25 protein-coding genes are annotated in these 25019 nt (G+C 50.0%); 15 read left to right on the forward strand and 10 right to left on the reverse strand.

The window, feature by feature from the left end; all coding sequences use genetic code 11:
• Window positions 1-62: 62 nt before the first annotated feature.
• From L9P87_RS04685 to L9P87_RS04710, 6 genes are all read right to left on the reverse strand, one after another.
• On the reverse strand, window positions 63-1022 hold the full coding sequence (locus tag L9P87_RS04685) for an ABC transporter ATP-binding protein (RefSeq protein ID WP_237443510.1): 960 nt from the start codon (window positions 1020-1022) through the stop codon (window positions 63-65).
• 1 nt (window position 1023) lies between these two features.
• Complete coding sequence (locus L9P87_RS04690; RefSeq protein ID WP_237443511.1) at window positions 1024-2067, reverse strand: ABC transporter ATP-binding protein; 1044 nt, start codon at window positions 2065-2067, stop codon at window positions 1024-1026.
• Entirely contained in the window at window positions 2067-3488 is a 1422-nt protein-coding gene (locus L9P87_RS04695; protein ID WP_237443512.1) for an ABC transporter permease, read from the reverse strand. Before L9P87_RS04695 ends, L9P87_RS04690 begins: the two co-directional genes overlap by 1 nt.
• The gene (locus tag L9P87_RS04700; RefSeq protein WP_237443513.1) at window positions 3485-4420 is read right to left on the reverse strand and encodes an ABC transporter permease; all 936 of its coding nucleotides are present in this window, start codon (window positions 4418-4420) and stop codon (window positions 3485-3487) included. Before L9P87_RS04700 ends, L9P87_RS04695 begins: the two co-directional genes overlap by 4 nt.
• A 4-nt stretch (window positions 4421-4424) precedes the next feature.
• Complete coding sequence (locus L9P87_RS04705; RefSeq protein ID WP_237443514.1) at window positions 4425-6086, reverse strand: peptide ABC transporter substrate-binding protein; 1662 nt, start codon at window positions 6084-6086, stop codon at window positions 4425-4427.
• A gap of 153 nt (window positions 6087-6239) precedes the next feature.
• Window positions 6240-8036, reverse strand: a complete 1797-nt coding sequence (locus L9P87_RS04710) for a DUF885 domain-containing protein (RefSeq protein ID WP_237443515.1) — start codon at window positions 8034-8036, stop codon at window positions 6240-6242.
• A 182-nt stretch (window positions 8037-8218) separates the two neighbouring features.
• On the opposite strand from L9P87_RS04710, the gene L9P87_RS04715 reads away from it, so the two are divergent.
• A complete protein-coding gene (locus tag L9P87_RS04715; protein WP_237443516.1) occupies window positions 8219-8584 on the forward strand; it encodes a hypothetical protein in 366 nt (121 codons plus the stop codon).
• 1 nt (window position 8585) lies between these two features.
• Here the strand turns inward: L9P87_RS04715 and L9P87_RS04720 are convergent, their stop codons facing one another.
• Window positions 8586-9401, reverse strand: coding sequence for an SDR family NAD(P)-dependent oxidoreductase (locus tag L9P87_RS04720; RefSeq protein WP_237443517.1), 816 nt, complete (start codon window positions 9399-9401; stop codon window positions 8586-8588).
• Window positions 9402-9592: 191 nt separating this feature from the next.
• Here L9P87_RS04720 and L9P87_RS04725 point away from each other — a divergent pair, with 191 nt between their 5' ends.
• The 9 genes from L9P87_RS04725 (at window position 9593) to L9P87_RS04765 (ending at window position 19273) form a co-directional block, all read left to right on the forward strand.
• Window positions 9593-9880, forward strand: a complete 288-nt coding sequence (locus L9P87_RS04725; RefSeq protein WP_237443518.1) for a hypothetical protein — start codon at window positions 9593-9595, stop codon at window positions 9878-9880.
• A gap of 127 nt (window positions 9881-10007) precedes the next feature.
• On the forward strand, window positions 10008-12206 hold the full coding sequence (locus L9P87_RS04730; protein ID WP_237443519.1) for a TonB-dependent receptor domain-containing protein: 2199 nt from the start codon (window positions 10008-10010) through the stop codon (window positions 12204-12206).
• A 269-nt stretch (window positions 12207-12475) separates the two neighbouring features.
• On the forward strand, window positions 12476-13912 hold the full coding sequence (locus L9P87_RS04735) for an aspartate kinase (protein WP_237443520.1): 1437 nt from the start codon (window positions 12476-12478) through the stop codon (window positions 13910-13912).
• Between the two features lie 325 nt (window positions 13913-14237).
• Entirely contained in the window at window positions 14238-15005 is a 768-nt protein-coding gene (locus L9P87_RS04740) for an SIMPL domain-containing protein (RefSeq protein ID WP_237443521.1), read from the forward strand.
• Between the two features lie 123 nt (window positions 15006-15128).
• A complete protein-coding gene (locus L9P87_RS04745) occupies window positions 15129-15623 on the forward strand; it encodes a metal-dependent hydrolase (RefSeq protein WP_237443522.1) in 495 nt (164 codons plus the stop codon).
• 413 nt (window positions 15624-16036) lie between these two features.
• A complete protein-coding gene (locus L9P87_RS04750; RefSeq protein ID WP_237443523.1) occupies window positions 16037-16753 on the forward strand; it encodes a hypothetical protein in 717 nt (238 codons plus the stop codon).
• Between the two features lie 283 nt (window positions 16754-17036).
• Window positions 17037-17597, forward strand: coding sequence for an NnrU family protein (locus L9P87_RS04755; protein WP_237443524.1), 561 nt, complete (start codon window positions 17037-17039; stop codon window positions 17595-17597).
• Between the two features lie 38 nt (window positions 17598-17635).
• Window positions 17636-18532, forward strand: coding sequence for a lipid kinase YegS (gene yegS / locus L9P87_RS04760; RefSeq protein ID WP_237443525.1), 897 nt, complete (start codon window positions 17636-17638; stop codon window positions 18530-18532).
• Window positions 18533-18610: 78 nt separating this feature from the next.
• Window positions 18611-19273, forward strand: coding sequence for an NAD(P)H-binding protein (locus L9P87_RS04765; RefSeq protein WP_237443526.1), 663 nt, complete (start codon window positions 18611-18613; stop codon window positions 19271-19273).
• 7 nt (window positions 19274-19280) lie between these two features.
• On the opposite strand, the gene L9P87_RS04770 is transcribed toward L9P87_RS04765, so the two are convergent.
• On the reverse strand, window positions 19281-19934 hold the full coding sequence (locus L9P87_RS04770) for a small multi-drug export protein (RefSeq protein ID WP_237443527.1): 654 nt from the start codon (window positions 19932-19934) through the stop codon (window positions 19281-19283).
• Window positions 19935-19948: 14 nt separating this feature from the next.
• On the opposite strand from L9P87_RS04770, the gene L9P87_RS04775 reads away from it, so the two are divergent.
• From L9P87_RS04775 to L9P87_RS04795, 5 genes are all read left to right on the forward strand, one after another.
• Window positions 19949-20347, forward strand: a complete 399-nt coding sequence (locus tag L9P87_RS04775) for a nuclear transport factor 2 family protein (RefSeq protein ID WP_237443528.1) — start codon at window positions 19949-19951, stop codon at window positions 20345-20347.
• An 11-nt stretch (window positions 20348-20358) separates the two neighbouring features.
• Window positions 20359-20736: a DUF2237 family protein gene (locus tag L9P87_RS04780; protein ID WP_237443529.1), complete on the forward strand. Its 378-nt coding sequence runs from the start codon at window positions 20359-20361 to the stop codon at window positions 20734-20736.
• A gap of 18 nt (window positions 20737-20754) precedes the next feature.
• Window positions 20755-21027 (forward strand): nitrate/nitrite transporter NrtS, encoded by a 273-nt coding sequence (nrtS, locus tag L9P87_RS04785; protein ID WP_237443530.1) that lies wholly within the window; start codon window positions 20755-20757, stop codon window positions 21025-21027.
• Window positions 20990-21205, forward strand: a complete 216-nt coding sequence (locus L9P87_RS04790; protein WP_237443531.1) for a TIGR02450 family Trp-rich protein — start codon at window positions 20990-20992, stop codon at window positions 21203-21205. Before nrtS ends, L9P87_RS04790 begins: the two co-directional genes overlap by 38 nt.
• Window positions 21206-21275: 70 nt before the next feature.
• Entirely contained in the window at window positions 21276-22247 is a 972-nt protein-coding gene (locus L9P87_RS04795) for a CE1 family esterase (protein WP_237443532.1), read from the forward strand.
• Here L9P87_RS04795 and gltS read toward each other — a convergent pair.
• The gene (gltS, locus tag L9P87_RS04800; protein WP_237443533.1) at window positions 22244-23467 is read right to left on the reverse strand and encodes a sodium/glutamate symporter; all 1224 of its coding nucleotides are present in this window, start codon (window positions 23465-23467) and stop codon (window positions 22244-22246) included. The genes L9P87_RS04795 and gltS overlap by 4 nt on opposite strands.
• A 433-nt stretch (window positions 23468-23900) precedes the next feature.
• Window positions 23901-24875 (reverse strand): fasciclin domain-containing protein, encoded by a 975-nt coding sequence (locus L9P87_RS04805; RefSeq protein WP_237443534.1) that lies wholly within the window; start codon window positions 24873-24875, stop codon window positions 23901-23903.
• Window positions 24876-25019 lie beyond the last annotated feature (144 nt).

Here is a 25019-nt window from a genome sequence, read left to right on the forward strand (position 1 = left end):
CCGCATCGCAATCAAAGCGTGGGGCTGAATATGTGGCGATCACAAGCCCCTGGTCAAACCCTCTAATCAATAATGTGACAGGCAATCTGCCGCTCACCGACAGCCTTCAATAGCGGTGTTTGATGATGACAGAGATCAATCACATGGGGGCAGCGTTTGGCAAACCGACACCCGGGCTTAACATTGATTGGTGAGGACACCTCACCCACTATCGGCTGATGTTGCTGCTCACGCTCACGCTGCGGATCGGCGGTGGGATTGGATGACACCAACAGCTGGGTATAGGGGTGTTGTGGATTAAAAAATACCTCGTTGGCATCGCCCTGCTCGACTACTGCGCCCATATACATCACCACGATACGATCGGATATATAGCGAACCATCGATAAATCATGGGCGATAAACAACATCGTCAAACCCATCGATTCTTTCAACTCGCCCAACAGGTTAATCACCTGTGCCTGCACCGATACATCGAGGGCCGAGATCGGCTCATCGCAAACCACAAACTTCGGTTCGACAATCAACGCTCGCGCAATGCCAACGCGTTGTCGTTGACCACCGGAAAACTCATGGGGATATCGCGACATATGATCGGGGTTGAGGCCGACCTTTACCAGCCAATCAGCCACCAGCTGACGGTCATCGGCCAGGTTTCTTTTCGCGCCCTGAAACAGCAGCGGCTCACGAATGATATCAAACACCGTCATCCGCGGGTTCAGCGATGAGTATGGGTCTTGAAAAATCATCTGAATCTGCTTAGAGAAGCGCTTAAAGTCAGCGCCGCTATAGCGTTGAGGTAAGGCCTGCTGCTGGTATTCAATAGCGCCAGCGGTCTTATCAACCAAGCCGACCAAGGTGTTACCCAGGGTTGATTTACCCGAGCCACTCTCCCCCACCAAGCCGACCACCTCACCCTGATCGATGGTCAGATTGATACCGTCGACGGCATGGACATGGCGACCCGCACCAATATTAAAATAGGTTTTTAGCGCTTTAATAGTGATTAATGGCTTATCCATGCTACACCTCTACCGCGGCGTTAGCCTGGCTGTATGTATTGGTCGGTGCGTCGGGGTGATGCAGCCAACAAAGACTTTGATGACTCGGTGTCAGCTCGAATAATGGTGGCGGCTCTCTGCGACACAGTGTCATTGCCTCGGGGCAGCGGGCGCAATAGCCACACCCCTTAGGCGGGCGAAACATGTCTGGTGGCGAGCCTTCGATGGCGATCAACGGCTCATCTTCCTGCTGGCTCATCGCCGGCATCGAGCGCTGCAAACCGACGGTATAGGGGTGGGCCGGATGGTAGAAAATTTCATCGACAGTGCCCGACTCGACAATTTGACCGGCATACATCACCGCCACATCATCGGCCATACGAGCGACAACACCAAGATCATGGGTAATCAATACAATGGCCATGCCTTCATCGCGTTGAATTTCTCGCATCAGCTCTAACACTTGGTTTTGAATTGTCACATCAAGAGCTGTCGTCGGCTCATCGGCAATCAACAATTGCGGCTTACAGGCCAGGCTGATCGCAATCATTACTCGCTGCAACATACCGCCAGAAAATTCGAACGGGTATTGATTGGCACGCTGTTTTGCCTCGGGTATATGAGTGCGCTCCAATAACCTAACCGCCTCGATTCTGGCGGCCTGCCAGCTCATTCCACGGTGAACCACTAGGCTTTCAGCAATTTGATCGCCGACCTTCATCGTCGGGTTTAAGCTGGTCATTGGGTCTTGAAATATCATCGCCATCTTATTACCGCGCAGCTTATTCAAGCTGTCGGTATCGAGGCCAATTATCTCCTGCCCCAGCAGTTTCGCCGAGCCCTGCACAATTTTACCCGGCGGCGTCGGGATCAAGCCCATTAACGCCTGCACTGTCACCGACTTACCGCTGCCAGACTCGCCGACCACGGCCAATGTCTTGCCCGCCTCTACCTGATAGCTAACACCGCGAACAGCGTGAACAGTGCCGCCATAAGTGGCAAAATCGACGTGTAAATCATCGACGACTAAAACCGGTTGTTGCTGATTAGTTACTGATTCCGACATTACGATTGCCCTCGCATCTTCACATCCAAGGCATCGCGCAAACCGTCACCTAATAAATTAAATGCCATGACTGTGGCACTGATAAACAGCGCCGGAAACAATAGCTCGTGTGGGTGGGTCAGCATTGTTCTCAAGCCGTCATTACACATCGAACCCCATGAGGGTGTTGGTGGCGCAACACCCATGCCGATAAACGATAAGAACGCCTCGGTAAAGATTGCCGAGGGTATGGCAAAAGTCAGTGAGACCAACAACACCCCCATTACGTTAGGCAGCATATGCTTCATAATAAGATAACTTGGGCTGGCACCCATCAGCATTGCGGCATGGATATAAGGCTCCTCTCGAATCTGCAACACCTGGCCTCTAACCAACCGTGCCGTGCTTGGCCAACTGAGCAGAACCAGTGCCACCAGCATTGGCATAATGCCACTTTCACCCGGCCCAATACCAAACACAACCTTGAACAAAATCATAAATAATAAAAACGGTAAGGCGATGACGAAGTCGACAAAGCGCATCATTACCTCGTCGGTTTTGCCACCGACGTAACCCGATATCCCACCGTACAACAGACCAAAACCGACAAACAACAGCGGCGCTACAATCCCGATAAATAAAGAAGTGCGTGCCCCTTCCATCAAGCGAGCAAGCATATCGCGACCCAGGTAATCCGTACCCATGGGGTGACTTTTCAGCGTCACTTGACTGCCCAGTAACGCCGTCGCCTGCCCCTCACTGATCAAGCCCTGACGCAGTGCGTCGACCTGTTTAATCGCCTGTTCTACGTCGACGATTAGCTGCTGATATTGCTCTGACTCGACACCGTCAAACAGTGCCACGACGCTGTAGTAATAACGAATAGACTCCAGCTGCAAGCCATCGCGAAAACTCACCTGTTCGGCACCGGTATCCGCCAGCGGGACACCCAAATCGTGGCGACCATGGGGGGGATATTCATGACGATAAATAGTATAACCACTGGCGTTTGCCACCCCTTGCCAGGCAAGGTCGACCGCCTCGGTATTGGCAGCGGTCAATAAGCGAACCTCAGCCGTCGCCTCACTGCCAGCAACCAGACCAGCCAGTTGCTGCGGGCTTAAAATCACTCTCGGCACGGGGTTGTCATCGGCAATTAACACCGCCGTCGCAGCGAAGCTGGGGCCACGGGAGATCTGCATCAAATCCTGACTGTTTGAATCGACCCGCCAAATCAGCGGTCCAGCCAGGGTGAAAAATAGTAAAAAGATAACAATCCACAGCGAGACAATAGCGCTACGATTTTGCTTTAACCGCTGCCAAGCATCCTGCCAATAGGACAGCGAGGGGCGCACAATTTCTTCTGCTTGCTGTTGTTTTTTTAGTGGCTCGAAGGCCGCCGGATCGAACACCGGCAGTGTCGATTGATTAACCGTGCTCATGATTTAGCCACCTGAATGCGGGGGTCGATAAAGCCATAGAGAATATCGACGATGATGACCATCAATACCAAGAAAGCGCCATAAAAAACCGTTGTGCCCATAATGACGGTATAATCGAGCTGCTGCACCGCCTGTACAAAATAACGACCCAAGCCCGGTATCGCAAACACCAGTTCGACGACGAAGCCGCCGGTGGTAATAGCGGCGATGGCAGGGCCCAATACGGTGATGACCGGTAAAATAGCGTTGCGTAATTGATGGCTGAAGAAGATGCGAGTCGTCGATAAGCCCTTGGCTCTGGCGGTGCGAATATAATCGGCACCGGTAACCTCTAACATCGATGAACGCATCAAACGTGTCAAATAGGCCATGGTGCCTAATCCCAGTACTAATGCCGGTACTAACATATGGCTGATGCTGCCCCAACCCGCTATCGGTAAACGGCTACCAAACAGCTGATTAACTCCCATAATACCTAGCTGCCCGAGAGCGGCAAAGACAAAACTGGGCACCGAAACACAGAGCACAACCGCAAACATGATGAGATAATCCGGCCATTTATTACGATAAATCGCCGTGATAGTACCAAAGGCAACACCACCGGCAGCCGCAATCAACACCGCCAAAACACCGAGCATGGCCGACACCGGGAAATGCTCACGGATTATATCGTTCACCTTGCGGTTTTCCTGAGTATAGGAAATACCAAAATCTCCCTGCACCATGTTTTTTAAAAAAATCACATACTGCTCTGTCAGCGGCTTATCCAAGCCATAGCGCGCCTCAAGGTTTTTACGAATTTCTGGGTTGTTGGCCTTGTCGCTTAACAACGGGTCACCCGGTACCGCATGCATCCCCCAGAAGGTGGCCGTGGCGATAAACCAAATTGTGACCAGACCTGAGAACAAGCGCTTTAATGTATAGGTAAACATAAGTTTATTTCACACCCTCAAAATCTTTAATGTCGGCGTATTTGAAACTGGGGTCACCACCAAAAATACGTCGTACCACACCGCTGAGTTCACTGTGCTGTAAATAGACATAACCGCGCTGATACTGATTTAAAATCACCGCATCCTCGATCAGAATTCGCTGCTGTTCAGCAAACGCTGCAGCTCGTATCGTAGGGTCTGTCGTACCTTGAGCCGCTCGCACCCAGCTGTCGTATTCGGGGTTATCATAACGGCCGCGGTTGTTTCTATTCCACGAGGCGAATAACTCACCAAAAGTCATCGCATCATTGTAGTCAGGGCCCCAGCCCGCACCGACCAGATCAAATTCGCCGGAGCTCATTTTGGCCAGCCGCTGCTTAAAAATCTGTTTATCAATCTTGATCTCTAAGCCCAGCGTTCTCGCCACTAAACTCTGAAAGTATTCTGCCTGTTTGTTGGCACCAGGGGTATCGGTAATCAGTAACACCAACGGCGGGATTTTATCGACGCCGAGTTGCTGCTTGGCCTTGGCTAAATGCTCTTTTGCCTTGGCAATATCCGGCATAACTTTCTTCGGTGGGTGTTCGATGTGAAAAGGCTGATCCACCCCCTTAAGCCAATGAGGGAACAGCGAGTAAGAGGCAGTATTACCTGGACTGGCAACCACCTTATTGGTAAACAGCTGCTGGTCGAATACCAGTTGAATCGCCTTGCGCAGGTGATGATTGGCTGTAATACGACCGATGCGGTGGTTGTACTCCATGTAGAAGACACTGCCATCTTTAAATTTCTTCATCGGCATATGGTCACTCAATGCCTGCTTGATGGTATCGGCATTGAGACCGGAGATCACATACATAGCGATCTTTTCATCTTTGAATAAGTTATAGAGCGAATTACTGTCGCTGGTCATGTAGGGCACGTTAATCGTCTCCAGCTTAACCACCTCACGATTCCAATAACGGGGGTTTTTCTTTAACTGGAGAGAGGCGCCATGCACCCAATGAGTGAGGGTAAAAGGACCATTAAAAAGCATTTTATCCGGATCGGCGCCATATTCACGACCAAATCTCTCAACCGCATCCTGACGTATTGGGCGGTAGGTAATAAACGCCGTTAAATCGAGAAAGTAAGCCGTTGGCTGCTTAAAACTCACCTCCAGCTGATAGTCGTTCACTGCCTCGACACCCAGTTCCTCTACCGGCAAAACCCCCTGATTAATAGCCTCGGCATTCAACAGAGGGTAGAGAATAAAAGCATATTCGGAGGCGTTCTTTGGTGCCAGTGCCTGACGCCAGGCATAGACAAAATCATGGGCAGTCACAGGTTTACCGTCACTCCAGCGGGCATCTTGGCGCAGCCAAAAAGTGGCGCCATCATTACGCAGCTGCCAGCGCTCAGCCACACCACCGACAAGATTGTTTTGCTGATCATAGGTCATCAGACCCTCGGTAATATGGTCGATAACCATAAAACTAATTTGATCTGTGGCCTGCAGGGTATTCACCGTCGGCGGCTCATCGGTCAAGGCAATGGTAATCGATTGTTCGCCGCGGTCAATCGCCTGCTGTTGACCAAAGGCCAGGCCGCTACCGGCTAATAAAAACAAGATCAGCGCCGCCAGCTGCGACGCCCTCTTTTTTAACCAAGGTTTCTGGTAACACATATCAATCTCGATGTTATTTTAGTGACTGCCATTATAAAGACGTTAGTCAGTGGCAATCCCTCAATAAAAATTTGCCCCTTCATCCGATACGTCATCCCTCACCCTGTAAAACACTACCAACAATCTGTTTTACATAGCAATAGAGCCGGCGCTTTATTTCTCTTGCTGCACCCAGCGGTTGATTTTCTGCTCTAGCATTGACAACGGTAGCGGCCCTGAGGCTAAAATTTGTTGATGAAACTCACGGACATCAAACCGATTACCGAGTTGCGCCGCGGCCTGCTCTCGCAGCTGCTGGATTTTGACCGCGCCGGTCATATACGACAACGCCTGCCCCGGCCAGGCGATATAGCGCTCCACCTCTGCCGAGGCATCGGTATCGGAGACCGGGGAATAACGCATCATCCAATCGATCGCCTGCTGCCGCGACCAGCCATAGTGATGAATACCGGTGTCAATCACCAGGCGGTTGGCCCGCCAGATCGACAAATAAAGCGCGCCGAGCCGTTGATAAGGGTCGCTATAAAGCCCCAGCTCGGTGCCCAGCGATTCAGCGTACAGGGCCCAGCCCTCGACGTACGCCGCATTGAATGCCCAGCGACGAAACTCAGGTAAGTTTTGCTGTTCCATGGCGAAACTCACCTGAAAATGATGACCCGGTGCCGCCTCGTGCAACGATAACGCCTCACGCTCGAAGTTGGGGCGGGCAGGCAAATCGTAGGTGTTGACGTAAAAGATACCCGGTCGAGAACCATCAGCCGAGGGCTGCTGATAACTCGCAGCCGCCGCCGATTTTTGCAAAAACGGCTCCACCGCACGCACCTCATAATCCGCCGCAGGCACCGTCAAAAACAGTCGATTCAAACGCGGTGCCAATACTGCCTTCAACTCGCGATAGCTGTCGAGAAGTTGCTGTTCACTGGTGTAATAAAAACGCGGATCCGTGCGCAGATAATGGAAAAAAGCCGCCATATCACCGGCAAAGCCAACCTCCTGCTTAATCGCTTTCATCTGCTCAAAAATCGACAGGGTTAACGCCTTGCCCTGCTGATGTATTTGCTCTGGTGTCAACGTCGTGGTGGTGTATTCGGCCACCGCATCGCGATAATAGTCCTCACCAGCGGGCAGCGCTAACAGACCGACAGTGCTGCGGGATTTGGCACGATACTCGGTGCGCAAAAAACGGTACAACTTGGCATAGGCGGGCTGAACCTGCTGGTTGATCATCGCCAAATACTCAGACGTCAGCTGCTTTTTTTCGATGGCACTAAAGCTTGCCGGTATTGCCGTTATCGGCTGATAAAAGAGATGTTTACTGCCCTTTTCGCTGGCCAGAGAGGCAATGGTGGGCAGCATTTTATCGACAATAATATCCGGGTGTACCAGCCCGCTGGCAATGCCTTCGCGCATATTCTCAATGGTCTGATCAACCCAGGCAGGGAAGTGTCCTGCGCGCTGCAACCAACGCCGGTAATCAGCCGGTGTGTTAAAGGGTTGAGCACCATCGGTGGTGGCCAACTGCGCCAGTGTGGTCGGCAGGCCGTACATCTGATTAAACGGTACCATTCGCTGATAATTGGCAACACCGCTGTTATAGCGCGCCACCGATCGACTCAGCTCATATTTCAACAGCCCCAAACTGAGGCGCTGCTGATTCGATATCGATGCGGTAGGAATTCCTGAGAGACCGGCCAGCAGCTGTTGGTCATGCTCGACATCCGCAGCCAAATCCGCTGCGGTACTGGCACGCGGCAGGCGGTCATCGAATCGGTGATCCCCTCGATACGTTGCCTCAATAGGGTCTCGGCGCAACTGACGCTCATTGTAATCGGCAAAAATCTCTGCCAACACGGCCTGCAGATTATTGTTCGGTTGCGCCGCAGACAATTGTTGAGAAAAACAAGTAACAGCAAGCAGTATGACTAACAGCGCGTATTTAAGGTCTTTCATAATATTATTCTATTCGTTTGGGTATGACTAACACGTAGACTAAAGCCAGTCCCTCATGTTTTTTTAAACAGCCTGATTATATTTATAATAAAAAACACTGAAAAACTAGCGTAATGGCAACCGCCTGACTATGCTGCCTCTAACGATAAGATTAGTTGAATATAACTAAGAAAGAGTCGCTTATGAGTTTATCTGCCAAAGAGCTCGAACAACACGTTATCCGTCCTACCCTGGAATACCTCGGCGTCTCCTCACAATCTGCCATCGATCAACTCTTGTCCAGCGCTCAAAGTGAATCCAATTGCAGTCTTAGTCATGGCGCCAACTCATCCCCCGATGGGGTCGGCTTGTTTCAAATAACCCCGACCAGCCACCGTGAAGTGTGGGATAAGTACTTGGCCTTTCGCCCCGATTTAGCCAGTAAGGTACGCGGCCTCGCCAGCCAACGACTTTTTTTACTCAAGCCCGATCTCGAACTGGGCAGCAACCTCTCCTATAGCACCGCCATCGCCTGGGTCATCACCCAATATCACCGTGAGCTACACTGACTCAAGACTGGTCTTGATGCTGATAGACCCTCTTCAGTAACCGGTGGTAGAGCTCGGGAAAGAAGCGATGAAAATGATAGCCAAACCTGGCCTTGCCCGCAGCAATCACAATATCCTGACGCCCATTTTTCAGCTTTTTAATCATCATCGATACAAAATCGCCAACCTCAATACCGTTCTCGGTATCCCGGTCTTTACGATTGTACTGACTGCCATCGCCATCGAGGGCGTTTTCGGCGATTGCGGTTTTCACCCAGCCCGGACTGACCACGGCAACGGTGACGCCACTGTCACTTAACTCTGCCCGTAGACAGTCCATATAACCGACCACCGCATGCTTGGACGCACAGTAACCCGCCCGCATCGGCGCACCAATTTTTCCCGAAACGCTGGATATGGTAATTACATCACCGCGGTGTGGCATTGGCCTGGTCAGCAGCTTGGACACTAATGCCTTGGTTAAGGCGACGGTGCCGAAGAAGTTGATCTCCATTAATCGGCGATCCACCTCTGCCACACAGTCCATGGCCAGGCTGCGCTGACTAATACCGCCACTGTTGAGCAAAATATCAACACCACCACTCTGCTGCCACACATCGTCGACCAGCGCCGCGGGATCATCCATCGCCGCCAAATCAAAGGGCACAACCAAATGCTGTTCACTGTTAAAGCACAATTTTCGCACGGCTTCGAGCTGCTCTACATTACGGCCAGACAACACCAAACGACCGACCTCAGCACTGAGTTGAATAGCCGTTTCTTTACCGATACCACTGGAAGCGCCTGTCACCCAAACGGTCTTATTGTCGAACTGCATGTTTCACCTTTTTTTCTGTATTGATAATGGCCGTATGCTGATCGTTAAAAGGCACCAGTGAAATAACCAAATATTTATTATATTAATGTTGATAGGCTTAATTTACGGTATTTTTTAATGCTATGATAGCCAGCTAAATCTGCACCAACTATTATAATAACCTCGACACTGGTTTTAACTTGATGTTCTCAATGATCAAAAACAACTACTTACTGTTTGCGTTAGCCTCTGTGCTGACTGTCAGTCAGTGGCTGATCAGTCATCACGTGCACGATTATCAAGAGCAAGAGCAACACCATGTTGACTGTTCTTTTTATCAACACCGCAGTGGTGTTGACCTGGTCAGCCTCGACAGCAGCATTGTTTTCGAAGCCTCATCACCCCATGTTTTCCAGTATAAGATCGTCGATGAGAGCAGCAAAAAATCTGCCACCATTGTTCGCTACCACTGCCGCGCCCCACCCGCCTCGATAGCTTAAACCATTCCAATATTGCGTTTTTTATCACGGCTAACTGCCGAGAATTCGCGTTTTTTAATATTATTCACGGCTTTTGTTCGCCGCGATAATGTACGCCTGAACTGTATCAGGCTGGGTTAACTATTCGATGAAGAAATCACTTATTGCGCTGGCCGTCAGTGCCGCCACACCACTGCTTGCCCCCACTGCTTTTGCCAGCGACAACAATGACAGACTGGAAGAAGTGGTGGTTACCTCTACCGCACTCAACCGTAAAAAAGCTGAGACAGCGCTGCCGGTCATGGTCATCAGCGGTGAAGAGCTGCATAACAAGGCGAGCAATACCCTCGGCGAAACCCTCGCCTCGACGCCGGGCATTGCCAGCTCTAGTTTTGGCCCCAGTGTCGGCCAACCGATTATTCGTGGCCAACAGGGCAACCGTGTCCGCATCCTGCAAAACAGCACCGGTAATATCGACGCCTCTACTTCAGGCCCCGATCACGCGGTGACCATCGAGCCCGTACTGGCCGAGTCAATCGAGGTACTCAAAGGTCCCTCTACCCTACTTTACGGCGGCGGCGCCATCGGCGGCGTGGTCAACGTCATCGACAACCGCATCCCCACCACCGGTGCCGAAGGCATCAGCGGCGCGGTCGAAACACGTTATGACTCGGCCTCCAGCGGCAGTACCAGCATCATCAAGCTCGACGGCGGCAACAGCGACTGGGGCTGGCACTTCGATGGTCTTTACCGCGACTGGGACGATGTTGAAGTCCCGGTTGACCCTATTATTGGTGAGCCGCAAAATCAGAGCCAAAATACCGTTCACAACAGTGACGGCCGCACCAAGAATGTCACCGGTGGATTCTCACGCATTTTCGACAAGGGTTATCTCGGCTTCTCTGTTGCCCACCTCGAAAACACCTACGGTATACCCGAGGGCGGACACAACCACGGCGGCGGTCACGATGAGCACGACGAAGACGACCACGACGATGAGCACGGCGATGAGCACGGCGATGAGCACGGCGAGGAACACGGCGAGGAAAACGTCTGGATCGATCTGACCCAGACTCGCTACGATCTTGCCGGTGGCTATGAACTGGACCAGGCATGGGCCGAGGATATCAAATGGCACATGACCTATACCGATTATCAACACAAGGAGTATGAAGGGCACGAGGTTGCCACCACCTATAACAGTACCAGTTGGGAAAACCGCCTCGAAGCGACTCACTCACTTGCCGATGGTTGGCAGGGTGTTATCGGCATGCAAAACCAGATTCGTGAATTTGAGGCATTGGCTGGCCACCATGATGATCACGATGACCACGATGACCACGATGATGATCATGACGACCACGCTGACGAGCACGACGAGCACGACGAGCACGACGAGGGTAGCGAGGAACTGATCCCACTGACCAAGCACTACAGCAACGGTCTCTTCCTGGTCGAGAGCTTCGAAACAGGTCAGTGGATTAATGAGTTTGGTGCTCGCATTGACCACGACCAGTTCAAGAGCGATGGCAGTCAAGCAGAGGACCGTGACTTCACCAGCTTCAGCCTATCCGCCTCAACGGTTTGGCAGTTCCATCAGCACTGGTCGAGCAGTGTCGCGCTGTCACGCTCCGAGCGAGCCCCCAGCATTGATGAACTGTACTCCAACGTCGAAGGCCATAATATTATTCACGGTGCCACCGGTACTATTCAGCTGGGTAATCAGGAGTTGAACACCGAGGTTTCGAACAATATTGACGTCTCCTTGCGCTGGAACTTCGACCGTATCAGCGGTGATATCACCGCCTATTACAACGATTTTGACGACTATATCTATCTACAAAACAACGGCCACGACCACGGCGACCCGGATAACGATCACATCGATGTGTATAGCTATGAGCAGCAGGATGCCACCTTTAAAGGCATCGAGTTGACCAGTAACATCGTACTGGCCGAGGACAGCGCCTTCGGTGACTGGGATGTTGATGTATTTGGTGATGTGATCGATGGTCAAAACGCCGACGGCACAGCGGTACCGCGCTTGCCCCCGTACCGTTTTGGCGGCACGCTGAACTTCCACATGAACAACTGGGGCAGTTACTTGCGCGCCACCCATGCCGGCGCTCAGGACGATCCCGGTGTTAACGAGGATCCAACCGACAGCTATACCCGTGTCGACGCCGCTGTGAACTACACCATTGACAGCAACCGCGTTGAAACACTGCTGTTCCTGCGCGCCAAGAACCTGACCAACGAGGAGATCCGCAATTCGACCTCCTTCCTCCGCGATGTCGCCCCTGAACCAGGACGCTCGCTGGAAGTTGGTGCCCGCGTCAGCTTCTAAGCGACACCCAGCCCCTCTATTACCCGTCGCCCTGCAACAAAGGCGACGGTAATAGCAGGGGGCAACTCTGCATTCAAAACCGGCCCATCGCGCCGGTTTTTCCTCATTTTTAGCCTATTGGTGACGGTTTCAGCGTTATCGACACAAGATTCAAAGTCAAATCAGTGCTATGATAGCCCGCCGAAAAACCGACAGCGCCGACAATGGCAGGCTGCTGGTAATAGCATCGGCTTGATCTATCTGACAAGAAACAACAAAGCGACGACGATATGAACCAACATACAGTAGAGAAAATTGGCGGCACCTCGATGAGCAATTATGTCGCTATCCGCGATAATATTGTGATGCAGCCAGTCAACGGTGACCTGTATCAACGTGTCTTTGTCGTGTCAGCCTACGGCGGCATTACCGACTTACTGCTCGAGCACAAAAAAGATGGCCTGCCAGGCATTTATGGTCTGTTCCGCGCCAGCCAAAGCGACGAGAGCTGGAAGACAGCCCTCAGCGAACTGCGCCAGCGCCTACACGACATCAACTTATCGCTGTTTGAAGACACCGAGCTATTAGTCGAAGCCAACCTGTTTATCGATGAACGCCTCGACGACGCCGAACGCTGCCTGCTGGACTTACAGCACCTCTGCGGCCACGGCCACTTCGCACTGGAGGCTCACTTACTGACCGTACGCGAAATGCTGGCCAGTATCGGCGAGGCCCACTCGGCCTATAACACCGCCAAGCTATTACAGCGCGACAACGTCAACGCCGTCTTTGTTGATCTCAGCGGCTGGAATACCAATCAACACCTGCCCCTCGATGAGCGCATTCTGGTGTCGCTGAAAGACATCGATTACAGCAGCCAATTACCGATAGTCACCGGCTATACCCACAGCGCCGATGGCTTGATGGCCAGCTTCGACCGCGGCTACAGCGAGATGACCTTCAGCCGTATCGCCGTCTTAACCGAGGCTCGCGAGGCGATTATCCACAAGGAATACCACCTCTCCAGCGCCGACCCCCGTCTGGTTGGCGAGAGCCAGGCCGTGCCTATTGGCCGTACCAACTACGATGTTGCCGACCAATTAGCCAACCTCGGTATGGAGGCGATCCACCCGAAAGCCGCCAAGGGCATGCGTCAGCAGTCTATACCGCTGCGAGTGAAAAACACCTTCGAGCCGGAACACACCGGCACGCTGATCACCGACGACTACGTCAGCAGCACACCCAGGGTCGAGATCATTGCCGGCTGCAAGGGTGTCTATGCGCTAGAGCTATTCGACCAGGAGATGATGGGCTCAGTCGATCAGTATGACCGCGATATTTTGGCCACCATCAAGCAGTACAAGGGCGATATTATCACCAAGGATATTAACGCCAATACCATTACCCACTACCTGTCGACCAACCTGAAGACAGTAAAGCGGATTCAGGGCGCGCTGGAGCGCATCTATCCCGAGGCCGAATACAGCGTCCGCAAGGTGGCCATCATCTCTGCCATCGGCAGCAATATGAAAGTCCCAGGTCTGCTGGCCCAGGCCGTCAGCGCCATTGCCGCCACCAACATCTCGGTACTGGCCATGCACCAATCGATGCGTCAGGTGGATATGCAGTTTGTGCTGGAAGAAGATGACTACGACCAGGCCGTGCAAAGCCTGCACAAGGCACTGGTTGAGATCCACAATCATGGCGTCGCCATCTGCGCCGCCTAATACGTTGGTTAGTCCTAACAGCGCATTAAAAGGCCGACCTAATCGTCGGCTTTTTTATGCCTGGCGCTCGCCCAAATAATGATCAAGATAGGTTTTCTCAGTCTGCAAGCTATAATCTCGCATAAGCCGTGTAAAGATTGTGCAAATGCCTTTGGGGATTAGACGAAAAAATGCTAATTTATCATACAGATAACAATTATATCGAGTAACTACACAGTTTCGTATACCCCTGAGATATCCTTAGGACAAGCGATATCATGTGCACAATCAGCAGCTTGCAAATCGATTTACGCAACATCGTTGCAACAGATGCAGGCGCTACACTATGTTTTTCTCGCCTGTGCTGGCGGCGTTATACACCAAGGAGAATCAAGTGACTAAAAGCAATACTACGGGCGCATTAATTTTAGGCATCTCTATAGCCATTGGCCTAAGTGTATTAGGTTTTCAGTTAGGTGATGCGGCGATTAAGGTTAAGCAGTATGAGAGAAGCGTCACAGTCAAAGGGCTATCAGAAAGAGAGGTTGATGCTGACATTATTTTATGGCCAATTGAATTTACCGTAACGGGCAATGACCTTGAGGACTTATATAACTCAACTGATACAAACACATCAAAAATTGAAGTCTTTCTTGTAAAGAACGGTGTTTCACCACAAGAAATTACTTATTCCTCACCAGCTATAACTGATAAATCAGCACAGCAATGGGGCAACAATGCTAAAGCTGAATTCCGTTATACTGCTATTCAAACAGTCACAGTCTATTCAAAAAACATTGAAGCGTCTCGTTTAGTTATGAGTGAATTATCTGAGCTAGGAAAACAAGGGATAGTATTTACAGGCGGCAACTATCAATCGCAAACAGAATATATTTACACAGATTTAAACACAGTTAAGCCAGAGATGATTGAAGAAGCGACCAGAAAAGCAAGAGAGGTAGCGGAGAAGTTCGCTAAAGACTCCGATAGTAAGCTTGGGAAGATCAAGAAAGCATCTCAAGGACAATTTAGTATAAAACCACGAGACAAAAACAATCCACATATCAAAAAAATCAGGGTTGTTTCGACCGTTGAATACTATCTCTCAGATTAAAAATGTAGAACAAGGTTAGGCAACATTGTTGCGCTTCGCTCCACTCACTGGGCGCCAACGGGTTCTGCGTTTTGGCTAACGGCGTTATGCATCCAATAAAGACGTTAAAACCCTAGGATAGTTATGCCCTTTACGCCAATACACATGGGACCAGGTATTTTAATTAAAGCGATCTTACAAAGTAGCTTTAGCTTAATGGTCTTCGGCTGGACTCAAATTGTAATGGATATTCAGCCGTTGATTGTCCTCATGACGGGAGAAGGTCATCTACATGGTTTTACTCATACTTACGTTGGCGCCATTATTCTAGCGATTTTCTCAGCCCTCACCGGAAAATGTCTTTCAGAGCTAGGCCTGAAGGTTCTTGCTATCGACAAATATCAACCTATTCGCATTGCTTGGTGGGTCGCCTTCGTAAGCGCATTCATCGGTAGCTTTAGTCATGTATTTCTCGACAGCATAATGCACACAGATGTAGAGCCCTTTTATCCAATTACGCTAACTAACGACTTGCATGGTATGGTTTCAACAACAATATTACACAAACTATGCCTGTACAGTGGTGGTGTGGGCGCTGTTATTTACTTTGCAGTCCATTATCGTGCGTTCAAAACCTAACAAGGCTGTTACCGATACTGTAAACCCTGCGCCTTCTGCGCCAAAATCGCCATTTTTCTCACCGAATTACCGATGTTGTCTACTCGCTCTATGGCGTTTAAAATAGGGGAAAAAAGAAGAAACCAGAGTCTATTGGGCTCAAGTACTGGCAAATTTATCAGCCACGTTATGCGCTCTTTTTGATGGCGTGTGTATTAGTGAATTTAGTCAACCCAACACGGGGTGGTCATTGTATACCTTCAGCGTTAAGTTGAAGGACCAAATAATCAATGTAGAAGATGACCTGGGAAGAGCATGTAATCATTATTTAATTTCTGTGATTACTATTTTCACATCAAAACCATGCTTCAGTAAAATTAAATTCAATTTTCCAGACACACACTGATTTTTAAAAAAAATTTAGAGATACAATAATGAAAACATCAACTGCCAGCATCATTTTATATGGCTCAATTTTAACTGCCGCATTATTTTCCACACAAATAAAACAAACATATAACGGTGTCATACAAAAAATAAGTGAAAACCATATCAATGAAAAACCAACCAACCAGATACCAGCACCAACTCAAGTAAATAACCACCCGTCAAGCCACCAGACACCAGATATTGTTGATAACGCATTATCCAGGGGGCAAGCACAGGAGTGTTTAGCCATAGGCGATCACTATAGTAAACTGATTACTCAACATTCAACCACCAGCAACGAGCATCAACATGAGTTGGCAGAAAATCAGCTACACTCTTTCGACCTAAAAGAACAAGTATCTGAATTAAAATCATTAAATAAAGAAATTGACCGATATAATTATACGCTTGATTCCTTTAGGCAGCCGGTACCGAGCAATCAGGTTGATGAGTACAATGCATTTACAGATACGTATAACGCACTGGTAGATGCCTCTTGGAAATTGGAAGAAAATATTAAAGAAACTCAATCAATGATGAATCAAACCGCCCACCATCAAAACGACCTGGCATTAAAATTACTGAACACCACCAAAGAGATAATCTCTACAGAAGATCAATTAAAGAAGAAATGCATAATCAACAAAAAATTTAGTGACAAAGACTTAAGGCAGTTATGCGGCAGTACTACTGATAATTTTTTCTGCTCATTATCACGCTAAACCAACAAAACATGATGAACACGCTTCATCGGCAAACATCAACAGGCCCAATTTTCTAAACATACGACGAGGCTCAAACAACAGATTATAACAACCAATATCAGCGCGTCTGGGCAGTTTTGATCATGGCTTCGTCACCATCCCCGCCACCCGAATATGTTCCCGCCAGCCTCTGAGGTTTGCAAATAGAGTTGGGGGTTGGGTTAATAAGTGCTAATTTGTCAGGTAGATAATACTAACATCGGGGTCATCGGGGTCATCGATCTCAACTTGAGGGTAGCTTATGGCATTTCTAATTTCCGGTATCGTACTGTGGTCTCTGGTTCACTTTATTCCATCGATTGGGCTGTCGCTTAAAACCGCCGTCATCAATCGTTTAGGCAGTTCGCTTTACGCGGCCATGTTCTCATTGCTGCTGCTTTTATCGCTGGCGCTGATTATCTTTGGCTGGCGCGACTCTGTGCCACAGTATATATACTCACCGTTATCGGCTGCCAAGCCCGTGGCAATGCTACTGCTGGTCATCACCTTTCTGCTATTTGGCGCAGCAAAACATCAGACACGAATTAAACGAGTGATTCGCCATCCACAGCTTGCCAGTATTGTCACCTGGTCGACGGCGCACTTATTATTAAATGGCGACTCACGCTCTGTCGTTCTATTTAGCGGACTGGGTTGTTGGGCACTGCTGGAGATGATTTTTATCAATAGACGGGAGGGTGAATGGATTAAACCCGACAGCCCCTCGTGGAAAGTAGAAATAAAAGGTGGCCTGATCAGCTTGGCCATACTGGCTGTGGTGATTTTTCTTCACCCCTATATTGCCGGCGTTCCAGTACACTGATTAGTAAGCCTTTTTAGCCATCAATCAGGGAGCGGCCAATGCACCACATACGCATTATTTTAAATGGCAAGAAAGCAGCACAGGAAACTGTGCGCACGGCTATTTTCAACGCCCGATCTCACAGCCCTGTCGAGGTACGAGCCACCTGGGAGGCGGGGGATGTTGCCCGTTTGGTTGCAGAGGCCTGTACCGAGGGCTGCCAGCGGCTCGTTGTCGGCGGCGGCGATGGCACCGTCAAAGAAATAGTCGAGGCGCTTATGCAGCACCCCGCCGAGCAGAGGCCTGAATTGGCCATTCTGCCACTGGGTACGGCCAACGATTTTGCCACCGCCTGTCAGATCCCCGCAGCAGCCGAGGCTGCGCTGACGCTGGCTCAAACAGGCAGCGCAACGGCCGTCGACTGCGTCAAAGCCAACGATGAGTACTTTATCAATATTGCCAGTGGCGGCTTTGGCGCCCACATAACAACAACCACGCCGGTAGAGCTGAAGAACTTTCTCGGTGGCGGCGCCTATACCCTCAATGGCTTAGTACAATCATTGAATTTTAAACCCTATCAGGGGCGGCTGACATTACCCGATCAGAGCATCGATGGCGAGGTCATCATCGGCGCGGTGTGTAATGGCCGTCAGGCCGGTGGTGGGCAACAGCTGGCACCACAGGCATTGATCGATGATGGCTTGCTCGATATTATCGCCCTTGTCGGGTTTCCGCCAGAAGCCACCCTGCAAGTACTGCAAGAATTACGCGATCCCAGCCTCAATGGCCAATACATCAAACGGTTTAAAACACCCTGGGCAGAATGGGCCTCTGACAACAGGATACCAACCAATCTCGATGGCGAACCTATCGCCGCTCACCGCATTCGTTTTGACATTGTCCCTCGCTCAATCCGTCTGGTACTGCCAGCCCATAGCCCGGTCAAACAAGGCTGATGCCCCTGGACAGTGTTTAACCATGGCGGCTTATCGTATACTCCTAGCCTAAATTAAGTCGACAACAGGTGCTCTACGATGACGAAACAAGCCATTATATTTGGTGCCACCGGCGCGGTGGGTCAGCAACTGCTAACCCTGTGCCTCGACAATGATCGCTATCAGCAGGTCACGGTGATTGCCCGCCGACCAACCTCGCTGGCGCACCCAAAGCTGCACTGGCTTGAGGCGGATCTCAAGACCCTCGATACCCTGGCGGTTATGCCGGCGCTGGCAGGGGGGGATGCCTTTTGCTGCCTTGGGACAACGATCAAGGCGGCCGGCAGCAAACAGGGCTTTCGCCGGGTAGATTTTGATTTTGTCTTGGCGGCGGCGCAGTTTGCTCAACGGTGTCAAATCAACAGTTTTAATATGGTCAGCGCACTGGGCGCCGACAGCCAGTCAACAGTGTTTTACAACCGGACCAAGGGCGATATCGAAACCGCTTTGATTGCACAAAAACTCCCCCATCTACGACTCTTTCGCCCCTCCCTGCTGAAAGGGCCGCGGGCAGAATTACGCTGGGCAGAAGCCGTTGGCAATGTTGTGTCGACCGTACTGAAACCACTGTTTGCTTTGGGGCTAAAAAAATACCAACCGCTGGCAATTGATGCATTAGCCCGCGCGTTGTACCACACGGCGGATGAAGACGACGCCGTTGCAGTAAGAGTCTATGAAAGCGACGAATTACAAGGCTATTAATGGCGGTTTATACCGCCAGTTGCTGTAGCGTCTTCACCGCGACAGCATAGGATAACGTCGACCAGATAAAGGCCACGAGCAACACGCTGATAGCCACCTTAAGCTTTGCCGTACCGAGGCGAACGGCAATCCAAACCCCCACCGGCAAACCAATCAAAATCGGCGTCAATATCATCAAGCCCCAAAAACCATAACGACGGTAAAAGCGCAGCGCCCGACGCAGCTTTGGCTTGAATACCACTCGCCGAGGCTTTTCACTCGATGATAATAGAATAACAACCTGCTTGGACCAACGGGTCAGCCTGCGCTCAAAAGCCAGTGTGGTAAACACCGTTACCGCAGCACCTAACAGGGTATAGCCTACGGCTTCGATATAGCCCATGCCAAAGCCTACTGCCAGAGCCGGGCCAAGATAGGTCTTCCACAGGCTCAGCAGAATAATCGTATTGGCTTCTAAAAAGTAGATAATAAATCCTCGACAGTTTGTTAGCGAACAAAGTCCACACCGCTCCTCGACAACGAGAAAGCTGAATACCACCATTCTACAATGATAGCGAGCGATAGTAATACTGTGCTGGTGATACCGAATATACCGCCCTGCCAATAATTCAATATAATGGTTTTTCTGGCGAAAAAAATAGCCTATGCTCTCTAAAAACATAATAAGGCGCTATCATGATTCCCAGTGTTATCCAAACATGGCACCAACTACTCAAGACCCAAAACACCGCATTGCTTGATGAAATATTGGCCGATGACGCTCGTATGCACTCCCCTGTTATTCATACCGTGCAAGAGGGTAAGGAAATCACCAAGATGTATCTTAGTTGTGCCGCCACCGCACTGTTTAACGATAGCTTTAAGTATGTGCGCGAGGTTTACGATGACGGTTTTGCCCTGCTAGAGTTTGAAACCATTATCGATGGCATTACCATTAACGGCGTCGATATGATCTCCTGGAATAAAGATAATCTGATTACCGATTTCAAGGTCATGGCTCGGCCACTGAAGGGCATTAATACGCTGCACAAAGCCATGGGTGAAGCCCTTGAACACTATATGAAGGCACAATAGACGGGACTGACATGGAAAAAGAAAAATCGATTAACGTCTTAGGCGAAGCGTTAGTAAGCTGCTGCCAAGATCCAGTCACCGGATTCTTTCGCGACGGCAGCTGCAACACCTGTGAAGAAGATGTTGGCTCTCATACTGTGTGTATCGCTATTTCGCAGAGTTTTCTTGAATACTCCCGGTTTCGAGGCAATGACTTATCAACCCCTGTACCCGAGCATAACTTTCCCGGTTTAAAACCTGGCGACAGCTGGTGCCTCTGCGCACTGCGATGGCTGGAAGCTAAAGACAATAATATGGCGCCGAGAGTGCATCTGCAAAGCACCCATAAAAAGGCGCTGGACATTATTCCTCTGGCGTTACTGAAAGAGTATGCCGCCGATTTAAATTAGCCGGCGGAGTAGTCCCCTATGATATCGAAGCCTTCTTTTATACAATTGGCCATTCGTCCCCGTGTCGTCAGTACTGCGTTGAAACTATCGCTGTTAGTCGGCACCGTCCTCGCCATCATCAATCATGGCCCTGCAATGCTGCAGTTTACACTGGGCAGCGACAATTTTTTACAAATTGCACTGACCTATCTCGTGCCTTATTGCGTATCTACATACTCGGCGGTAAAAGCCCTACAGCAAACAGAGGCCAGCGATGACTACAATCAACCCAAAAAAACTACTCAACAGTAAATGGACGGCGGTCAGCCCACGCCACAAAGAAAAACACTTTATGATTACTGAGGTTGAGTTTGACGAGGACGACATCGTCATCAGCTGCCTCATTGAAGCCATTATCAATAAGCGCAGTGAGTGCATTGATTGGCGTGATTTAGCGGATGGAAAACACTGGTTACAGGGCTGGCAATAATTTTTCTTGTCTGCCTATGGATCGATAAGCGACATAACAAAAACAACAATTAAGCGACGAGAATTACCCCATGCTGAAAAAGTTTGCCGCCCTATTAACGCTCATTGTATCCAGCGTCTTCATTGGCTATTACGTCTTTCTCCATGTTTCTCTTGCACCAATACCCACTCTCTCTGGTCAGTTCATCTCCGCAACGCTAAAAATAGACGGCAACAACAGAAGCTTTCACTATTATTTACCGGCCGATATTGACGTCGACAGACCACTGATTTTTGCCCTACATGGCTCCAAGGGGGACGGCGAAAAGATGCGCCAGCTAACCGCCTATCAGTTTGATCATATTGCCGACCGCGATCATATTATCGCCGTCTATCCCGATGGTTATAAGCATCATTGGCACGATTGTCGAGCAAGCGCCAGCTATGCAGCCAATGTAGAAGACATCGACGACATCGCTTTTTTCAACGCTATGATTAACTATTTCAGCGAGAACCATCAGATCGATCGATCCCGTGTCTTTGCCACCGGCTTCTCAAATGGCGGCCATATGGTTTATCGTCTGGCCCTGGAGATGCCCGAGGCCTTTGCCGCCCTCGCCCCGATAGCAGCCAATCTACCCATCGACGACAACCTTGACTGCCAACAATCATCAACACCGGTATCCATTGCCATCCTCAATGGCACCGAGGACCCGATCAACCCTTATGAGGGCGGACTGGTCGTCGTCGCTGGTGATAAAAGCCGCGGAGTCGTGACCTCGTCAACAGACTCGGCCAACTACTTTCGTCAGTTATCCGGCGCAGACAAAGCCGCATTGCATCGGCAAATACCCGAGCGCGATGGCGATTCAGCTACCCGAATTACGCTAACACACTGGCAAAATGACAATAACATTCAGGTGCGATTGTATCGCCTCACTGGCTCGGGGCACGTCATACCATCAACGCTCATTCGCTATGGCCGTTTCTATGGCGGCGATGCCGGGGACATGGACGCGCCGATTGAGTTATGGCAGTTCTTCCAATCGGCGAGCAAGCCTTAGCCAATAAAGGCAATATAACTTTGTAGGATGATGAGATTGGCAATATCGATAAAGAAGGCGCCGACAATCGGCACCACCATAAACGCCTGAGGCGAAGGGCCGTGACGCGACACCAGCGAGCCCATATTCATCACCGCTGTTGGCGTGGCTCCCATGCCAAAACCACAATGCCCGCCGGCGATGACGGCACCATCATAGTTTTGCCCCATAAACTTGTAGGTAACAAAGAAGGTGAACAGCGCCAGTATCACCGTCTGTACCAGCAAGATGATCAGCAGGGGTATGGCCAGCTCGAAGACTTCCCATAACTTTAAACTCATTAACGCCATTGCTAAAAACAACGACAATGAGGCCGTACCGAGGATATCAACGGATTCATTGTTAATTTTGTAAACCTTGGTCACCTCGGTGAGGTTGGTAATGATAACGCCAATGAATAAGGCGTAGACAAAGTCGGGTAGCTTCAACCAACTGACATCGAAGGAGTCGACAATCTCTTTGATCTCCTTGGCACCCAAGATACACACCAGTAACAGAAACAGCGTTTGAATCACTTTTTTGGCGGTGATTCGATCCTCTTCCAGTTCGTTATAGGTCACCAAGTCGGGGTGATCGACATGGTGATTACCGCCGACGCCATAGGGCGATTCTAGCTTGTTTCTTTTGATCAAACGCTCGGCCACCGGACCACCAATCAAGCCCCCCATGACCAAGCCAAACGTCGCCGCCGCCATCGCCAGCTCCAGCGTTTGCAAACCGTATTGCTCGGCAAAGATCTGCGACCAGGCGACACCGGTACCATGACCGCCCGACAGGGTAATAGAACCCGCTATCAAGCCCAGTAGCGGGTTCAAACCCAGTAGATTAGCCAGCGTCACACCGACGCCATTTTGCAAGATGATAAACACTGAGGCCAGCGCTAAAAAAACCAACACTTTCTTGCCGCCCTGGGCCAATAGTCGAAAGCTTGCCGCCAGGCCAACGGTACTGAAAAACATCAGCATAAAGGTATTTTGCAGTGGCAGTGAAAAGACCACATTAACCTGACTAAAATGAAGCGAGGTAATCATCGCTGCCATGACCAGGCCGCCAACAATTGGATCGGGAATATTAAAACGCTTTAATGGAGGGATCAGTTGCTTTATCCACCCCCCCACAAACAACACCAAAATTGCCACCATTAATGATTCGGTGGCGCCGACGTTGATGACTTCGCTCATGGTTTAGATTCCCTGGATTTTTATGGTCAAAAATTCGCTCAACTGAATAAATATTCTATCGGAACATAAGCACCTCGTCAGCTATTTAAAACCACCGCAACCCACTCTCTGCCAACAAAGCGGTAACAAGGTCTGACGAGCAACGCTTTACTTCAAAGCCGTGGGTCAAATATTGCGTGTTCTTTTTTTGATCCAGATAAGTACTGTCAGCGTATAAATTGATAAGCATTTTGCGGTTGTTGATATTTTCAGCAATGGCGACAACAAACTACCCTTTTTACCGTAGTCGAGTGGCCAGCTCGCTGCGGTTTTTTTTTGCCTGAAAAAAATGGTACAGCCCAATCTAGCCGATGAACGCTGTAAGCATAATATTCAGACACAAAAAAGCCGCTATGGTGGGTCAACACCATAGCGGCTAGTAACAACCGGTGAGTTATTCGAGGGTTTCAGTAATCACTGTGTCGATTACATGAATCACACCGTTCGTCGCATAAATGTCTGTCATGACCACGGTTGCCCCCTGAACGATCAGCTTACCGTCAACAATGTCGATAGCAACATCCTCATTAGCGAGGGTATTTGCTGTTTGACCGTTGAGTGAGAAGGCGGTGATTGAATCGACCTCACCGCTGATCACATGCTGAGTCAGCACGGCTGTCAACTGCTCTGTGGTCAGCGCATTCAGTGTCGCTTCTGGTATCTTGGCAAACGCATCATTGGTGGGAGCAAATACGGTGAAAGGACCATCACCCTCTAGGGTAGATACCAGGCCAGCATTTGATAATGCAGTTACCAGGCTAGAAAAGTTGTCGGGATCCGCAACGGCAATATCCACGATGCTGGCCGTTGGCTCACCGCGCTCTGCGGGGGGCACTAGTACAGCATCAACCGCATGAATTACACCATTGCTTGCCAGTACATCGGGGCTGATAACTTTTGATAAATTGATATATAAATCATCACCGCTGAGCGATAGTGCCAAGCCTTGTCCGTTCACGGTGTAGACAATATTGTCATCGGAACCGGCAACCGCAATAGCGTCAGCAGCCAGTACCTCTGAGGCCAACACATGGTAGGTTAAAATATCAGCCAACTGGCTTGAGGCCAATAATTCATCAGCCGTTAAGCCGGCAGAGTCGAGATAGCTAGTGAAAGCGCTGTCCGTGGGTGCAAAGACCGTAAAAGGGCCGTCACCTTGCAGCGTAGCAACAAGGTCGGCAGCGCTGACTGCGGCGACCAAGGTTGAGAAATCATCGGCATTAGTGGCTGTCTCCACAATATCAAAAACTGCAGCCGAGTCACTGGCTGCCATAGCGTCAGAAGAATCATTATCATCATCGCTACAGCCAAAAAGACTCAAGCTGAGCGATACGAGAACTGCACTGGTGTAACGTTTAGTCGAAAACATTGTTTTTTCCTCATTCATATTACTGTTGGCGGTATAGGTAATACGAAGAGGATTATTTTTAGATCAAAAAAGTCACAGAAATAAATATTTTTAAAAACACATCCAATATCGAGTGGGCTACGTAGCGCAGGTATTCATCAGGAA

The organism is Sinobacterium norvegicum, assembly GCF_923077115.1.
Classification (GTDB): domain Bacteria; phylum Pseudomonadota; class Gammaproteobacteria; order Pseudomonadales; family Sinobacteriaceae; genus Sinobacterium; species Sinobacterium norvegicum.

Bases quoted from the DNA above. Each gene is read 5' to 3' on its own strand.
- L9P87_RS04765 (WP_237443526.1), top strand. From the start codon at position 18,611: ATGACGAAACAAGCCATTATATTTGGTGCCACCGGCGCGGTGGGTCAG.
- L9P87_RS04795 (WP_237443532.1), top strand. From the start codon at position 21,276: ATGCTGAAAAAGTTTGCCGCCCTATTAACGCTCATTGTATCCAGCGTC.
- L9P87_RS04685 (WP_237443510.1), bottom strand. From the start codon at position 1,022: ATGGATAAGCCATTAATCACTATTAAAGCGCTAAAAACCTATTTTAAT.
- L9P87_RS04780 (WP_237443529.1), top strand. From the start codon at position 20,359: ATGGAAAAAGAAAAATCGATTAACGTCTTAGGCGAAGCGTTAGTAAGC.
- nrtS (WP_237443530.1), top strand. From the start codon at position 20,755: ATGATATCGAAGCCTTCTTTTATACAATTGGCCATTCGTCCCCGTGTC.
- L9P87_RS04705 (WP_237443514.1), bottom strand. From the start codon at position 6,086: ATGTGTTACCAGAAACCTTGGTTAAAAAAGAGGGCGTCGCAGCTGGCG.
- L9P87_RS04790 (WP_237443531.1), top strand. From the start codon at position 20,990: ATGACTACAATCAACCCAAAAAAACTACTCAACAGTAAATGGACGGCG.
- L9P87_RS04725 (WP_237443518.1), top strand. From the start codon at position 9,593: ATGATCAAAAACAACTACTTACTGTTTGCGTTAGCCTCTGTGCTGACT.
- L9P87_RS04750 (WP_237443523.1), top strand. From the start codon at position 16,037: ATGAAAACATCAACTGCCAGCATCATTTTATATGGCTCAATTTTAACT.
- L9P87_RS04775 (WP_237443528.1), top strand. From the start codon at position 19,949: ATGATTCCCAGTGTTATCCAAACATGGCACCAACTACTCAAGACCCAA.
- L9P87_RS04690 (WP_237443511.1), bottom strand. From the start codon at position 2,067: ATGTCGGAATCAGTAACTAATCAGCAACAACCGGTTTTAGTCGTCGAT.
- L9P87_RS04735 (WP_237443520.1), top strand. From the start codon at position 12,476: ATGAACCAACATACAGTAGAGAAAATTGGCGGCACCTCGATGAGCAAT.
- L9P87_RS04805 (WP_237443534.1), bottom strand. From the start codon at position 24,875: ATGTTTTCGACTAAACGTTACACCAGTGCAGTTCTCGTATCGCTCAGC.
- L9P87_RS04755 (WP_237443524.1), top strand. From the start codon at position 17,037: ATGGCATTTCTAATTTCCGGTATCGTACTGTGGTCTCTGGTTCACTTT.
- L9P87_RS04695 (WP_237443512.1), bottom strand. From the start codon at position 3,488: ATGAGCACGGTTAATCAATCGACACTGCCGGTGTTCGATCCGGCGGCC.
- L9P87_RS04770 (WP_237443527.1), bottom strand. From the start codon at position 19,934: ATGTTTTTAGAGAGCATAGGCTATTTTTTTCGCCAGAAAAACCATTAT.
- gltS (WP_237443533.1), bottom strand. From the start codon at position 23,467: ATGAGCGAAGTCATCAACGTCGGCGCCACCGAATCATTAATGGTGGCA.
- L9P87_RS04740 (WP_237443521.1), top strand. From the start codon at position 14,238: ATGTTTTTCTCGCCTGTGCTGGCGGCGTTATACACCAAGGAGAATCAA.
- L9P87_RS04745 (WP_237443522.1), top strand. From the start codon at position 15,129: ATGCCCTTTACGCCAATACACATGGGACCAGGTATTTTAATTAAAGCG.
- yegS (WP_237443525.1), top strand. From the start codon at position 17,636: ATGCACCACATACGCATTATTTTAAATGGCAAGAAAGCAGCACAGGAA.
- L9P87_RS04720 (WP_237443517.1), bottom strand. From the start codon at position 9,401: ATGCAGTTCGACAATAAGACCGTTTGGGTGACAGGCGCTTCCAGTGGT.
- L9P87_RS04715 (WP_237443516.1), top strand. From the start codon at position 8,219: ATGAGTTTATCTGCCAAAGAGCTCGAACAACACGTTATCCGTCCTACC.
- L9P87_RS04710 (WP_237443515.1), bottom strand. From the start codon at position 8,036: ATGAAAGACCTTAAATACGCGCTGTTAGTCATACTGCTTGCTGTTACT.
- L9P87_RS04730 (WP_237443519.1), top strand. From the start codon at position 10,008: ATGAAGAAATCACTTATTGCGCTGGCCGTCAGTGCCGCCACACCACTG.
- L9P87_RS04700 (WP_237443513.1), bottom strand. From the start codon at position 4,420: ATGTTTACCTATACATTAAAGCGCTTGTTCTCAGGTCTGGTCACAATT.